Genomic DNA, 15,127 nt, shown 5'->3' with positions numbered 1-15,127 from the left:
GGCGAGATAGTCTGAGAGAAGCATGCGACAAAGTGTCGCAGCCAAAGCTCGTCGCTACCGACAAGACCCGCGTATACTTATAATTTCACGCGCACTGAATATAACCATGGTCACCAAGGCACATAAAACGTGAGCTTAAATCCAAACACAGCCAACTTACGCGGCCTATGTATAATTCGCAGCTTGGTTATCGCCGGTCAATTCGGCGCCGTATTTTATGCTGAAACCCAATTAGGCTGGCTGCTACCCTACGTTATGTTAAAACTGCTGCTTGCTGCGATCTCCGTTTTTGCGGTTTTCAGCTGGTGGCGCAGTTTTCGCAGCTGGCCAGTGACGGACATCGAATTATTTGTCCATCTGTGTGTAGATATTGTTGGTTTTAGCGNCGTACTGTATTTCTCTGGCGGCGCGAACAATCCCTTTATTTCGTATTTACTCGTGCCCCTTTGTATTTCTGCCGCGACCCTAGCTTGGGCGTATGCGTGGACGCTTAGCGCCCTCGCCTGCGCGGCCTATAGCTTATTATTATTTTTCTTTATTCCTTTAGAGGCAGTAGCACCGCTACACCACCAACACGGCATGTCGCCCAACACTCATATCCTTGGTATGTGGGCTAGCTTTCTCGTCAGCGCACTGCTGATAAGTTACTTTGTGTTTAAAATGGCTCAGCGCTTACGTCAGCGTGAAAATGAATTAGCGCGCAGCCGCGAACACCGACTCCAAGATGAGCAAATGTTAGCGGTCGCCACCCTTGCCGCCGGCACCGCCCACGAATTCGGCACACCACTTTCAACAATGAAGGTAATACTGGAGGATTTGGCCGAGCAAAAAACCGCTGAAGACGCCGAGGACATCCGTTTACTAGAACAACAACTCGACCACTGCAAAGACATTTTAAATAAATTAGTCAGCACCGCCCGCGACCTAAGCGAGGGCGAAGTGATCTCGATTAATGCTGGCGATTATTTAGCAGAATTAGCCGAGCGATGGCAGGTATTACGCCCCGCGTGTGAACTGCAAACTGAAATTAGTGCCGATACCACAGCGCTAGCATTACGGCTTGATGGCACGGTTAGTCAGGCAATTTTAAACTTACTAAACAATGCGGCCGATGTCAGTCCAGACCATATTGGCTTGGCATTAAGCCATAGCAGTAGCGAACTCATATTCGCCATAAAAGATCGCGGCCCAGGACTTAGCCCCGAGCAGGCCAGCATATTGACCAAAGCATTTATCAGCACCAAGGGCAAAGGCCGCGGTTTGGGCTTATTCCTCAGCCATGCCACCGCCAATCGCTATGGCGGTACATTGAGCTGGCAGCAGCGGGAAGGCGGCGGCAGCCAAGTGGAATTAATATTACCGCTGGATAAAATACAGAGGCCAGCATGAGCCAAAGTTCAGAAAAATTTTTATTAGTTGATGACGACATCACCTTTAGTACAGCGTTGAGTCGATCACTGAAACGCCGAGGCTACACAGTCGAGGTCGCCCATAGCGTGGCGGATGCGCTGCAACAATGTGAAAACTTTACCCCAGACAAAGCCGTTATCGATTTAAAGTTAGAAACCCGCTCGGGGCTAAGCCTGATTCCCCTGCTGCGAAAACGCTTTCCCCATTTGCGAATGATCGTACTTACCGGCTACTCCAGCATCGCCACCACTGTTGACGCAATCAAAATGGGGGCAGAAAACTATTTGCAAAAGCCTGCTGGTACCAGAGAAATCCTCTCTGCGTTTGATGATCAGTCAAGCCAGCATGACGTACCCACCGACACACTCAGCCCACCGTCTTTAGACAGAATCGAGTGGGAACACATACAGCGGGTACTAGCAGAAAACGACGGCAATATTTCTGAAACTGCTCGCCAACTTGGTATGCACCGCCGGACACTGCAAAGAAAATTACAAAAGCGGCCAGTTAAATCCTAAGCCGCCCAAACGCCTATTAAATGGCGAAAAAAAACCGCGCTTTAATAGGCGCGGCTTTTTGTAAGCAAATTATTAATTACTGACTCACACCAGAATCAACTTTAATCACTCTCACATTACCCGTCTGTGCATTTGCAACAGCCAGATACGCGCTGCTATTTAAGAAAAACGCGGCAATGCCATCAGCACCAATATCCCCAGAGCCCTGCCCTTGGTTACTGTTAGCAAAATCGCGATTATTCACGTACTGCACAAACTGCACACCCAGCGGGGAGGTAATATCGTAGATTGCGATACCACCAGTGCGCTCCAAGCTAATAAAAGCGTAAATGCGATTCCCGCTAGACAACAGAGCAACACCTTTAGGTTCTGCGCCGCTATCATCACTTGCTTGATCACGATCATTAAAACCGGCACCCACCACTGCCTGGCTTACTTTGGCAAGATCCGATCCGGAGTCATACATCAACACGCCCTCTTCACTCCAAATAGAAAATGATCGAGCACCAAATGCCGAGATCTCATCAATATCGCCGTCGCCATCCGTATCACCAGCATCATTGCTTGCGAACAAACGCCCCAGCTGATTATTGTCTCGAGCCGCAAAATAATTGGGATTACCAACATCAATTTCAGGCTGACCAAAGCCGTCTAAATCCCTAGCTCGAACCGCGTCGCTAAAGGCCGAATTTGTCCGCACTTTACCTTCATTGGCCGTGACAAAATAATTTTTATTGCCAAATCTGTAGGCCGCAATGCCATCCGGTTGATACAGGCCGTAAACACCATCCCATGTGCGAATTTCTACGGTGCCGTTATCATTCACATCGAGCTCATTGCCGACAGCACCAAAATCTTTACTACCCAGCGCGATAATACGATCAATGCTCAAGCTACCTAAATCAATAACAGCAACGGCATTATTCTCTTGCAGGGTCACAAATAACTTAGCGTTATTCAAAGACACAGCAAGATGCTCAGGCTCCAAATCTTGCGCTACCGTAGGGCTATTCGCACCGAAGATTCGCACCGCCGCCGGCAATTCAGCCGCTCGACTAGCGCCTACATTAAAATCCTGAAAACCAATCGTCGTAATAGTTGGGCTGTCTACACCACTTGAAATATCGATAATGCTAACCGAACCCACTGGATCAGAGCTGTAATCGTTACTCGGCACGCCTTCGTTAGCAACGGCGATACGGGTAGACAAACCGTCAAACGCCAGCATTTTAGGTGCCGCCCCAACACTATATGTAGCTTCTAAACTCAGATCAGCCAAGGAGTACAAGGCAACAATACCGTTCGCCTGCGGGTTCACATTATCAATTGCCACCGCGACATAGCTACTGCCAATCGTTACCCATTTAGGCGCACCGATAGAAACGCCGGCATTACTTGCCGCTGCGGCAAGGTTTAACTGGCTACTGCTTGAAGGTGGCGTTAGCGGAGTGGAAATATCCCATACGTCTACCGAGTTAGCCTGTTTATTCACTACAAACATTTGACCTGTAGCACTATCTGTTGTTACGGCAGTAGCCGCATTGGAGCCGAATATCGCATCGCTACGCTTATACGATGCCGAATCAGCATAATCTAATGACGGTTCAATGGGTGCCGAGGATTGCACAATGTACGAACCAATTGGCGCAACCGCGGCAATACTCGCCTCACCGTAAATGCCATATTGATTGTCATTAAGCAGTACCGCAAAATTTGAATCCAGCAGCGCCATACCTTCAATGTTTTTCACCAGTGCATTGATGGTTGTAGGCAATGGTGTGGTCAACGAATCAAAACCTAATTGCTTAGTTACAAACTTCGTATCAACTAGATTCTCCTGCTCTTCCAAGCTGGGTACCGTGCCAACAAAATCCCAAGCACTTCCGAGTATATCGGTGGCATTGGCAAGATTAATTCTGAAATATTTACTAACTGTTCTCGCCTGCTCTACCACCACCAAATAATCTTCTGCAAGGGCAACCGCTTCATTAATGGTAACGTCGCCTTGTGGAACAAAATCTCCGTTGCTATCTAAGTCGCCACTATTTGTCGATTTGATTGCGTAGTTCGACGCAGCGTCGAGCTTATACAAATACTCCCCGACCATTGCGCTAGGCGTACCGTCAGAGTTCAACTGAATTTTACCGATACGCACAATACGTGAATTATTCGCAGCGTCGTTACTCGGATTCGCCAGCGGGCTTTGCATAATAAAATACAAATACTCATTGTCTGGACTCAAGGCCAAGGCTTCGATGCCACGACCAATTTTACGGCGCGAAAAAATAGCCGGTAAAATGTCATCTTTAACGGTGTAATTCGCACCACCAAGATCAAAGGCAGCACCAGCAGGAACCTGGCGCTGTAAAATCCGACCATCGGTATCAACAAGAAGCAGGCTTGGGCCATTCTCTTCGGCAATCCAGTACTTACCATTGTCGAGCTTAACAATGGCTTCTGGGTCAATCCCATTCGCCGTCGGCTGCAACTCACTACCATTGCTATCAAAGGCTTTTTCATTCAGCGCATTTGTAAAGTTATTGGGCAAACCATTTAATTCAAGGCCATTGCTGCCCGTTAGGCTTATCACTTCGACTTGCTCGAGTTTTAATTCTGTACCAATCCCACTAAGCTGCCACTTAACAATTTTGGGCACATAGCTGGGAAGCGCAAAAATAGAGCCAGTGCTTGCGCCGCAAAAATTGGCAACGCCAATAGCCGCCTGGCTATCTGCACAGTCAATGGTCGGGCCGCGATCACTAACTGTGTAAAACACGTCATTTGATTCTTGTATCGGACGAAAAGCACCGCTGCCCAAACTCTCGGTAAGGTTCAAGGTTGAACCACCGGCAAATGAAACCGTTGCCAAGCTTTCAGTGATATTAAACTGTCGAGAGTTAGGTTCTGTGCCTTTAAAGCTGGAAGTATTATTGCCGTCACCACTGCAGGCCGCTATCGTCGCGACACCAACTGCAAAGGACATAATCTTAAGGCTGCGTAGATAGTTTTGCGGTTCAAAAAAAGTCATTAATTGCGTCCCATTTTGCAAATACAGTCAGCGCCAACGGTGCACCGGAGCTTTAGCATAGTGACCAAAATATGGTCGTTATTGTTTTTTTATCTTTAAAAACAAAAAGGGGCTGTATCGCCCCTTTTTGTGCTGACAATTAAGACAGCTGTGAACGTCCCTTATTCGCGGCAATGCGCAAACGCAGCGCATTGAGCTTAATAAAGCCCTCAGCGTCCTTTTGGTTGTACGCGCCAGCATCGTCTTCGAAGGTAGCAATTGCCTCGTCAAATAAAGAATTATCTGATTTACGACCCACTACGACCACATTGCCTTTGTAGAGTTTCAGGCGAACTACGCCGTTCACAAACTCCTGCGATTCATCAATAGCGGCTTGCAACATACGACGCTCAGGGCTGAACCAGTAACCGTTATAAATCAATTTAGCGTAACGCGGCATCAATTCATCTTTTAAATGCGCCGCTTCGCGATCTAGTGTAATCGACTCTATGGCGCGATGAGCGCGCAACATGATGGTGCCACCAGGCGTTTCATAACAACCCCGCGACTTCATCCCCACATAGCGGTTTTCTACCAGATCTAAACGGCCAATGCCGTTGTCGCCGCCAAGCTTATTCAAGGTTGCCAGCATGGTTGCCGGACTCAGGGCTTCACCGTTTAAGGTCACCGGGTCGCCATTTTGATAGCCAATTTCAATATACGTTGGGGTATCTGGTGCCGCTTCAGGGCTAACACTCCAACGCCACATATCTTCTTCTGGCTCCCAGTACGGGTCTTCCAAATTGCCGCCCTCGTAAGAGATGTGCAGCAAGTTAGCATCCATAGAGTAGGGCGATTTTTTCTTTTTACCGGCGTAATCCACCGGAATATTGCGCTCTGCACAATATGCCATCAAAGTTTCACGTGAAGTTAGGTCCCATTCACGCCAAGGTGCAATAACCTTAATACCTGGCTTGAGTGAGTATGCACCCAACTCAAAGCGCACCTGATCATTACCTTTGCCGGTCGCCCCATGAGAAATGGCATCGGCGCCGGTCTCGTTGGCAATCTCGATTAAGCGCTTAGCAATCAGCGGACGCGCGATAGAGGTGCCCAGCAGGTATTCACCTTCGTAAATCGCATTAGCGCGAAACATGGGGTACACAAAATCGCGGACATATTCTTCACGGAGGTCGTCGATGTAAATTTCTTGCACACCCAGCGCCTTGGCCTTAGCGCGCGCAGGCTCTACTTCTTCGCCCTGACCTATATCGGCGGTAAACGTCACCACCTCACACTTATAGGTATCTTGCAGCCACCTGACAATAACCGAGGTATCGAGGCCACCTGAATAGGCCAACACAACCTTGTTGATATCCGACATTACACACTCCGCTGAAGCCCCGCAAAACGCCATGCCTGCGGGATGAAAAAGACCGCCATTTTACCGATCTTTACGCCGCCGCGCCATGCCGCTTTAAAGCGCGGTATTAATCGCTCAAAACAATGCAAAATGCGCGCACAAAAGCTATTGACGCGGAGGCCTTCAGCGGAAAAAAATAGCGCCCATTGCAAACCGCCACGGAAGCCCCCCAAGCAGTGTTAGAAATCATTGACGTTTCGCGCCGTTTTGGCGACTTTGTGGCCTTAGACAAGGTGAGTCTGAATATTCAAGCAGGCGAGTTTTTTACCCTACTCGGCCCTTCCGGTTGTGGAAAAACGACGCTACTGCGCCTTATCGCGGGCTTTGATCAGGTCGACGAGGGTGAAATATTACTCGACGGCAAGCCTCTAACAGCGCTAAACCCTGAACAGCGCCCAATTCACACCGTATTTCAAAGTTACGCGCTGTTTCCCCACATGACCGTTGCGGAGAATATCGCCTTTCCACTGCGCATGACCAAAATCGCCAAACCGGTTATCGACTTAATGGTGCGCGAAATTCTTGAAGATGTGCGCCTACCGGACAAGGCTAAGCACTATCCCGACGAGCTTTCCGGCGGCCAAAAGCAGCGAATTGCCATCGCCCGCGCTTTGGTAAACCGCCCGCGGCTCCTATTACTCGATGAACCCCTGTCTGCACTAGATGCAAAATTGCGCGAACAAATGCAGATCGAGCTTATTAATCTTCAAAAAGAAATTGGCATCACCTTTGTCTACGTCACCCACGATCAGGGCGAAGCGCTGGCGCTTTCGCACCGTATTGCGGTCATGAATAAGGGCACAATTAGCCAGATCGATGAGCCGTCGGTACTTTACAGCTGCCCAGACAATCGCTTTGTCGCGGACTTTATCGGCCAGTGCAATCTCCTCGATGCCACTGTGGTAAGTGTTGCTGAAAAACAGCTGCGCATCGCCATTGCAGGTTTAGGGGAGCTAGACGTTTGCGCAAACCCAGAAATCGACTTTGCTGTCGGTGACACTTGCGCCCTCACCCTGCGACCAGAAAAAATTCGCCTCGCGGCACAATTAGATATCACCGACGACGAGGTGCTATTCAGCGGTAAAGTGCACGACATGCTGTATTTGGGCGACGTAACGGTTTACATCATCGAACTCGCCAATGGTGTATTAATAGAGGCCATGCTCGCCAATGACGCCCCCGGTCGCACTCGACTATTCGACACCGGCGACGCCGTAAAAATTGCTTGGCACACCGATGCCGGCCATTTGGTAGCTTGATCAGTGACGACGCTGAACTCAAAAATGCCAAACCGCGCTGAACGTCTAAGCCGTATTTTGCTATCACTGCCGCCAGGCTTATACCTGCTGCTACTTTTTGCGGTGCCCAGCCTAATGATGCTGTTCGCCTCGTTTCGCTTCTCAGGTGAATACGGCGGCCTAGCGCCTTGGTATTACATTGAAGACGGCCAATTCACCCTAGACCTAACCTTAGAAAATTGGCAGCGCCTATTTGAATCAGACATCTATTTAGGGTTACTCCTAAAATCATTGGCCTATGCCTTAGCCACCACTCTGATCTGCGTCATCATGGCCTACCCACTCGCCCTGATGATTGCGCGAAGCAAGAAGCGCCATCGCGATTTACTGCTATTGCTAGTCATACTCCCATTTTGGAGTAATTTTCTGGTGCGCATTTACGCGTGGATGATTATTTTTAGCCCCCAAGGCGCACTGACCGCCGCCCTCAATGTGGTCACCAGCAGCCTTGGCCTAGAGCCCATTACGCTAATGTTCAGCGGCACCGCGGTCATTATCTGCTTAGTGTATGTCCACCTGCCCTTTATGATCCTGCCCCTGTACGCTAATTTAGAAAAACACGACCACCGCTTGCTAGATGCTGCGCAAGACCTTGGCGCCAATCGTTTTCAATGTTTCTGGCTGATTACCTGGCCGCTGTCTCTGCCCGGCATATATGCTGGCGCGGTATTAGTTTTCATTCCGTCGCTGGGGATTTTTGCCATCCCAGACCTACTCGGCGGCACCAATGGCATCATGATCGGCAATGTCATTAAGCAGCAGTTTGTCGAATCCCGCGACTGGCCATTTGGCAGTGTATTGTCACTGGTTCTTACCGCTATTACGCTAGTGCTTGTACTACTAGCCGCCAAACTAGGTAGCCCCGCTGGAGAAAACAATGGCAAGAAGTAACGCCTACCCCAGCAAATTTCTCATTGCGGCCGGCGGCATGGTGTATCTGTTTTTATACATTCCCTTGGCCGTCGTAGTGCTGTTTTCATTTAACGACTCAAAGCTCAATGCCGAGTGGGTCGGCTTTACATGGAAGTGGTATGACAAATTATTCCAAAACGGCGACATCTTACACGCGGCGGCAAACTCGCTCATTATCGCCGTTATTAGCGCCCTGCTAGCCACCATACTCGGCACCTTAGCTGGCCTCGCCATTTACCGATTTCGGCAAAAATGGCTGTCGGCCTTAGTGCTCGGCCCCATCGCCATGCCCGATATTTTAATCGGGGTCAGCCTGCTGCTGATGTTTATCCTTTTTAACGTCACGCTGGGCATGACCTCCATCATTCTCGCCCACGTTAGCTTCTGTATTGGCTTTGTCGCATTAGCGGTGCAATCGCGACTTTCAGGCATGGATCAAAGCCTAGTAGAGGCGGCGCGCGACCTTGGCGCCACTCCGTTTCAGGCATTTCGACTCATCACCCTGCCACTTCTGAAACCCGGCATTATTGCCGGCGGCATGATGGCCTTTACACTTTCTATTGACGATTTTGTAATTACGTTTTTTACTGCAGGCGTTGGCAGCTCAACGTTGCCTCTGGAGATTTATTCCATGGTCAAAATTGCTGTCACCCCAGAAGTCAACGCGGTGTCGACCTTGCTCATGCTGGTCACGCTGGTACTAATCACCGCGCTTTCCCGAATCTCACCAACGGTGTTGAGAAACTAAGCCACTACCCCTTACCCAACCCTTTTAAAAGGACGCTACCGTGAAAAAGATACTGTGCTGTTTTGTGCTGTGCCTTTCGCAATTTGCTATGGCCGAGAAAGCGTTACATTTATTTAACTGGAACGACTATATCGCCGAAGACACAGTCACCCGCTTTGAAGAGCAGTGTGGCTGTAAAGTTGTGCAGGATTACTTCTCTGCCACCGAAGAAATGATGGCAAAACTGCTCGCCGGCGCCGGTGATTACGACGTTGTTATTCCCACCCAAAACGCCGTCGAAGCATTGGTTAAGCAGGGCTTTCTGCTGCCACTCAATAAAAGCAAGCTAAGCAATTTAGGCAACACTGCCAAGGGCTTTCTCGACAAAGCTTACGACCCTGGCAACGTCTACTCACTACCCTATGCCTTCACTACTACGCTTATCGGTTACAACGAAGAAAAAATCGCTGAGCTAGGCATCGATCCGAGCAACTGGTCTATTATTTTTGACCCCGCCGTGCTGGAAAAAATCAAAGGCAAGGTGACGGTAATGGACGATTCAGAAGAGCTATTCGGCGCTGCGCTTAAATACCTCGGTTACTCGATCAACGACAACGACGAAAAACACCTAAAAGAAGCTCAGGCGCTGATCTTAAAAGCCAAACCTTACTGGGCAGCGTTTAACTCTTCTAGCTATATTAAAGAACTAACCGTTGGCAATATCTGGGTTGCCCACGGCTACTCCAGCGACATGTTCCAAGCGCGTGTAGACGCAGCAGATGCTGGGCGTGACTTTAGCGTGAACTTCGTACTACCAAAACAAGGTGCAGTATTGGCCTTGGATAATATGGTCATCCCGAAAAAAGCCCGCAATCCTGAACTGGCGCTGCAATTTATTAACTTTATGATGGCACCCGAAAACGCCGCAGAGTTAACTAATGTTGTTGGCACCGGAAATCCAAATGCGGCCGCCACACCATTTATCGAGCCAGAGATTCTGAAAATCTCCGCTATCTTCCCTGACGACGAAGCACAAAAAACCCTCGAGACCGTCGGCGCGCGCAATGCCAAACAACGCCGCCTAATCAATAAATTATGGACTGAAATAAAAGTTCGTTAATCCCCTCCACACCGGCTTTGCATAATAGCCGGTGTGTTCTATTCTAGAAGCAGGCACAGATAAAGTGTCTGCTTTAACAAACTTCACATAATTCATCTTGAAAAGGATTTTACGATGAAAACTATTCTACGCCGCTTGTCGGCCACTCGTATTTTACTCGCCCTCGTTCTAAGCCTCGGTTTTCTTAGCCCCAGCTATGCGCTAGACGTTAATACCGCCACCGCAGAGGAGCTACAAACACTCAAAGGTGTTGGCCCTAAACGCGCTGAAGCCATTATTCGCTACCGCGAAGAAAACGCCTCAATCAACTCAGCCGAAGAACTAATGAAGGTTCCGGGCATTGGGCGCAGCGTGATCGCTGCCAACAGCGATGAGCTGACATTCAGCGCCAGCAAATCAAAACCAGCAGACGAGTAAACCAGCTAGACCGGTATAAACACCCGTCACAACACGGCGGCAGGTGTTTATACCCCCTTCAAATTCCTGTAGCATTCTCCGCCAGATACCACACCTCCAAAGCCGGCCCTTATAGGTAGCTCGGCGGACGCTAGCAGTAAGGCTCAGCATGCAAACCTTAGAAATTACCCGACCCGACGACTGGCATATTCATTTGCGAGACGGCGAGGTATTAAGCCATACCGTCGCAGACGCAAGCCGCTATTTCGGCCGCGTGATCGTCATGCCAAATTTAACGCCACCAGTGCGCAATCTTGCCGAAGCAACGGCATATCGTCAGCGCATTGAGCAAGCATTACCCACCACTGGCCACAAACTGCAGCCGTTAATGGTGCTTTATCTAACCGACAACACCCAGCCAGAAGACATTGCCGCCGCCGCTGCGTCAGACGTGGTCTATGCTGCAAAGCTTTATCCTGCCGGTGCTACTACCAATTCGGATTCTGGCGTCACCAGCATCGAAAAGCTCTATCCAGTGCTAGAAAGCATGGAAAAGCACGGCTTGCCGCTGCTTGTTCACGGTGAAGTCACCGACGCTGAAATCGATATTTTTGATCGCGAAGCACAATTCATCGACCGCTATTTGCGTCAAATCTGCACGCATTTTCCAGCGCTAAAGTTGGTACTCGAACATATTACAACGGCTGACGCAGCACAGTTTGTAAGTGAGTCAGCAGATAACGTCGCGGCAACCATCACCGCCCATCATCTGCTGTATAACCGCAATCACATGTTGGCCGGTGGCATTCGCCCGCACTATTACTGCCTCCCCATTCTTAAACGCAACACCCATCAGCAGGCACTGATCGCCGCAGCAACGTCAGGCAGCCCCAAATTTTTCTTGGGGACAGACTCGGCCCCTCACGCACGCCACCGAAAAGAAGCCAGCTGTGGCTGCGCAGGCTGTTACACTGCCTACGCAGCAATTGAATTATATGTAGAAGCATTTGAAGCTGCGGGAAAACTCGACAAACTAGAAGCCTTTGCTAGCTTTTATGGCCCCGATTTCTACGGTTTGCCACGCAATAACGACACCATTATTTTGCAGAAGAACAGCTGGATCGCCCCAGAGCAACTTCCCCTTGGCGGCGACACTATTTACCCACTGCGGGGCGGTGAACAACTGCACTGGCAGATAGCCTGAGACAACTATGGACTTCAACGATGAAAAATCGATGATTGCGCAACGCTTTCGAGGCTTTCTCCCGGTTGTTATCGACGTCGAAACCGGTGGCTTTAACAGTCAAACAGACGCGGTGCTAGAAATAGCAGCGACGTTTTTACGTATGGATGATTCTGGCCAGCTCGAGCCCGACGACACCGTGAGCTACAACGTTGAACCCTTCGAAGGCGCAAATTTAGAACCCGCCGCCCTTGAATTCACGGGTATCGACCCCCATAACCCATTAAGGCAGGCACAGAAAGAAGTGACTGTAATGGGCGAGCTGATGAAACGAATTCGTCAGCAAGTTAAAGCCAGTGGGTGCACCCGAGCGGTGCTGGTGGGACACAATGCGCACTTTGATCTCGGCTTTGTTTTAGCCGCCATCGAGCGCAGTAATATCAAACGCAATCCCTTCCACCCCTTTTCGGTTATGGATACCGCTAGCCTCTCAGGGCTTGCCTACGGCCATACCGTACTGGCTAGAGCTTGCCAGTTAGCCGATATCGACTTCGACAATAGCGAAGCTCACAGCGCTGCTTACGATGCCTTTAAAACTGCCGAGCTGTTCTGCCAGATCGTCAATCGCTGGCAACAATTAGGAGGCTGGCGTTGGCCCTGATTTTGCTGCATTAATTCACGACCAACAGTGAAGTGTCAGCGAAACATCATGTAAATCAGGTACAACATTTAACTGCGTTACAACCCAAAACCATACTCAGGAGAGAATCACATGGCTTTTGAATTACCTGCACTACCCTACGCAAAAGACGCGCTGGAACCACACATTTCTGCCGAAACCCTCGACTTCCACCACGGCAAGCACCACAACGCCTACTTAACCAAATTAAATGAATTGGTACCTGGTAGCGAGTTTGAAGGTAAGTCACTAGAAGACATCATCAAAACGTCTAAAGGTGTTTTATTCAACCAAGCCGCTCAGGTTTGGAACCACACGTTCTACTGGAACAGCCTTAGCCCAAATGGCGGCGGCGCCCCAACTGGTGAACTAGCTGCTGCAATTGATAAAGCATTTGGTTCTTTTGACGAATTCAAAACCGCATTCAATGGCAAAGCCGTTGGCAACTTTGGCTCAGGCTGGACGTGGCTGGTTAAAAACACTAACGGCAGCTTAGAAATCGTTAACACCGATGACGCTGATACCCCAATCGCTCGCGAAGGTCAAACACCACTGTTTACCGCCGACGTATGGGAACACGCTTATTACATCGACTACCGCAATGCTCGTCCAAAGTATTTGGAAGGCTTCTGGAATTTGGTGAACTGGGAATTTGCTGCGGCTAATTTTGCTTAATTGCAAAATTTGGTCGGACGTCTGAGGTCGGGCGTCGGATAAAAAAAGCCCGATGCGTTTCACGCATCGGGCTTTTTCGTTTTAGCATCTGGCGTCCGACTTCCGACGCCCGACTATCTCATCACAGCTTATCTGAATTCTCAGCCAAGTAGGCAGCAACGCCGTCTGGTGATGCATTCATGCCTTTGTCGCCTTTATTCCAACCAGCTGGGCATACTTCGCCGTGCTCTTCGTGGAATTGCAGTGCTTCAACCAAACGCACTAGCTCATCAACGTTACGGCCAAGTGGCAGATCGTTAACTAATTGCGAACGAACCATGCCTTCTTTGTCGATTAAGAACGCACCACGGAAAGCAACACCGCCTTCAGCTTCTACGTCGTAGGCACGGCAAATGTCATGACGAACATCAGCAGCCATAGTATAAGTTACTGGACCAATACCGCCGTCTTTAATAGCGGTGTTGCGCCATGCATTGTGAGTGAACTGAGAATCGATTGAGACACTGATCACTTCCACACCAAGCTCACGGAATTTATCCATGCGGTGATCTAGTGCAATCAGTTCTGACGGGCAAACGAATGTGAAGTCCAGTGGGTAAAAGAACAGTAAAGCGTATTTGCCTTTAGCTACTTCGCTTAAAGTAAAGCTATCAACAATTTCGCCAGTACCAAGTACTGCTGCGCATGTGAAATCTGGAGCTGGCTTGCCTACGAGAACGCCCATGTAATACACCTCTGATTAATAGTTAATATAAGTTTATTAAACGACAAAACATGCCGTAAAAACATGATTCAGACCGGCAATCATACACGCCACCCCCGCCCAATCCCATTGAATTTTCTTATCGCCATCATAGCTATGCGCTATTGAAACCTGACTGTAATATACGAAAATACATAATTGACAAGCATTCTCATTTGCATTATCGTTGACATTCAATTTCGAGCCCACTGAGATTCAAAAAGTATGTACGTTTGTCTCTGTAAAGGTATTACCGACAAGCATATCCGCGACGCTGTAGATGCCGGTGCTGGCAGCTTCCGCGAGGTTCGTCGTCAACTTGAATTAGCCAGCCAATGTGGCAAATGCGGCTCACTCGCCCGCGATATTTACGATAGCTATTTAAACAGCTACGACGAAAACCTCTGTTATGCAGCAGCGTAACGCAACTGATAACGATTAGTTTTACCCTTCTCTTACCTCTTTAAAATCAATCACTTAGCTTGACTTTCCGCTTAGTCTGGGCGCACACTTTACGCCTCACAATCAGCTAATCGCACAAAGGACAGCAAGCATGAAAGGTGACAACAAGGTTATTGCCTACCTCAATAAAGCCCTCGGCAATGAACTCGTGGCGATTAATCAATATTTCCTCCACTCCCGCATGTTTAAAGATTGGGGACTGAAGGAGTTAGCCGACTACGAATACCATGAGTCTATCGACGAGATGAAGCACGCCGATCAACTCATCGAGCGTATTCTGTTTTTAGAAGGCCTGCCTAATCTTCAAGACCTCGGCAAATTACTCATTGGTGAGAACACCAAGGAAATGCTGGAATGCGACCTAAGCCTTGAGCTAAGGGCAATTCCGGATCTTAAAGACGGTATTAAGTACTGCGAGTCAGTCGGCGACTATATTAGCCGTGAACTGATGGAAAGCATTCTGGAATCTGAAGAAGAACATGTCGATTGGCTGGAAACCCAGCTCAGCTTGATCGACAAAGTAGGTATTCAGAATTATCAGCAGTCTATGATGGGCGGCATCGGCGCGTAATCAC

At 49.1% G+C, this 15,127-nt stretch carries 15 protein-coding genes; 12 read left to right on the top strand and 3 right to left on the bottom strand.

The genetic code is table 11. From position 1 onward, the window contains the following. Positions 1 to 255: 255 nt before the first annotated feature. On the top strand, positions 256 to 1,389 hold the full coding sequence (locus tag GVJ32_RS05185; RefSeq protein ID WP_435808068.1) for an ATP-binding protein: 1,134 nt from the start codon (positions 256 to 258) through the stop codon (positions 1,387 to 1,389). Further along, on the top strand, positions 1,386 to 1,928 hold the full coding sequence (locus GVJ32_RS05180) for a response regulator transcription factor (protein ID WP_159238992.1): 543 nt from the start codon (positions 1,386 to 1,388) through the stop codon (positions 1,926 to 1,928). The genes GVJ32_RS05185 and GVJ32_RS05180 overlap by 4 nt, the downstream gene beginning before the upstream one ends. 76 nt (positions 1,929 to 2,004) lie before the next feature. Here the strand turns inward: GVJ32_RS05180 and GVJ32_RS05175 are convergent, their stop codons facing one another. Both GVJ32_RS05175 and GVJ32_RS05170 read right to left on the bottom strand, forming a co-directional pair. Further along, complete coding sequence (locus GVJ32_RS05175; protein WP_159238991.1) at positions 2,005 to 4,956, bottom strand: choice-of-anchor I family protein; 2,952 nt, start codon at positions 4,954 to 4,956, stop codon at positions 2,005 to 2,007. 139 nt (positions 4,957 to 5,095) lie between these two features. After that, complete coding sequence (locus GVJ32_RS05170; RefSeq protein ID WP_159238990.1) at positions 5,096 to 6,319, bottom strand: argininosuccinate synthase; 1,224 nt, start codon at positions 6,317 to 6,319, stop codon at positions 5,096 to 5,098. A gap of 215 nt (positions 6,320 to 6,534) precedes the next feature. Here GVJ32_RS05170 and GVJ32_RS05165 point away from each other — a divergent pair, with 215 nt between their 5' ends. From GVJ32_RS05165 to GVJ32_RS05130, 8 genes are all read left to right on the top strand, one after another. Next, entirely contained in the window at positions 6,535 to 7,617 is a 1,083-nt protein-coding gene (locus tag GVJ32_RS05165; RefSeq protein WP_159238989.1) for an ABC transporter ATP-binding protein, read from the top strand. A gap of 3 nt (positions 7,618 to 7,620) precedes the next feature. Beyond that, entirely contained in the window at positions 7,621 to 8,547 is a 927-nt protein-coding gene (locus GVJ32_RS05160) for an ABC transporter permease (protein WP_235035046.1), read from the top strand. Next, a complete protein-coding gene (locus GVJ32_RS05155; RefSeq protein ID WP_159238988.1) occupies positions 8,534 to 9,316 on the top strand; it encodes an ABC transporter permease in 783 nt (260 codons plus the stop codon). Before GVJ32_RS05160 ends, GVJ32_RS05155 begins: the two co-directional genes overlap by 14 nt. Positions 9,317 to 9,356: 40 nt before the next feature. Then, a complete protein-coding gene (locus GVJ32_RS05150; RefSeq protein ID WP_200841341.1) occupies positions 9,357 to 10,415 on the top strand; it encodes a polyamine ABC transporter substrate-binding protein in 1,059 nt (352 codons plus the stop codon). Between the two features lie 114 nt (positions 10,416 to 10,529). After that, the gene (locus GVJ32_RS05145; protein ID WP_159238987.1) at positions 10,530 to 10,832 is read left to right on the top strand and encodes a ComEA family DNA-binding protein; all 303 of its coding nucleotides are present in this window, start codon (positions 10,530 to 10,532) and stop codon (positions 10,830 to 10,832) included. A gap of 148 nt (positions 10,833 to 10,980) precedes the next feature. After that, entirely contained in the window at positions 10,981 to 12,015 is a 1,035-nt protein-coding gene (gene pyrC / locus GVJ32_RS05140) for a dihydroorotase (protein WP_159238986.1), read from the top strand. A gap of 7 nt (positions 12,016 to 12,022) precedes the next feature. Beyond that, positions 12,023 to 12,655, top strand: a complete 633-nt coding sequence (gene rnt / locus GVJ32_RS05135) for a ribonuclease T (protein WP_159238985.1) — start codon at positions 12,023 to 12,025, stop codon at positions 12,653 to 12,655. Between the two features lie 111 nt (positions 12,656 to 12,766). Beyond that, a complete protein-coding gene (locus tag GVJ32_RS05130) occupies positions 12,767 to 13,348 on the top strand; it encodes a superoxide dismutase (RefSeq protein ID WP_159238984.1) in 582 nt (193 codons plus the stop codon). A 121-nt stretch (positions 13,349 to 13,469) separates the two neighbouring features. Here the strand turns inward: GVJ32_RS05130 and GVJ32_RS05125 are convergent, their stop codons facing one another. Beyond that, the gene (locus GVJ32_RS05125) at positions 13,470 to 14,072 is read right to left on the bottom strand and encodes a peroxiredoxin (protein WP_159238983.1); all 603 of its coding nucleotides are present in this window, start codon (positions 14,070 to 14,072) and stop codon (positions 13,470 to 13,472) included. Between the two features lie 243 nt (positions 14,073 to 14,315). Between GVJ32_RS05125 and GVJ32_RS05120 the strand changes: the two genes are divergently transcribed. After that, positions 14,316 to 14,513 carry a bacterioferritin-associated ferredoxin gene (locus tag GVJ32_RS05120; RefSeq protein WP_103683134.1) on the top strand — a complete coding sequence of 66 codons (198 nt, stop codon included), beginning with the start codon at positions 14,316 to 14,318 and terminating at the stop codon, positions 14,511 to 14,513. Between the two features lie 130 nt (positions 14,514 to 14,643). Beyond that, on the top strand, positions 14,644 to 15,123 hold the full coding sequence (gene bfr / locus GVJ32_RS05115) for a bacterioferritin (RefSeq protein ID WP_159238982.1): 480 nt from the start codon (positions 14,644 to 14,646) through the stop codon (positions 15,121 to 15,123). The last annotated feature ends 4 nt before the right edge of the window (positions 15,124 to 15,127 follow it).

It is taken from the genome of Zhongshania aliphaticivorans (assembly GCF_902705855.1).
Lineage (GTDB): Bacteria > Pseudomonadota > Gammaproteobacteria > Pseudomonadales > Spongiibacteraceae > Spongiibacter > Spongiibacter aliphaticivorans_B.
Note: the sequence above shows the minus strand (reverse complement) of the source record. Positions and strands in the feature narration are given on the sequence as shown.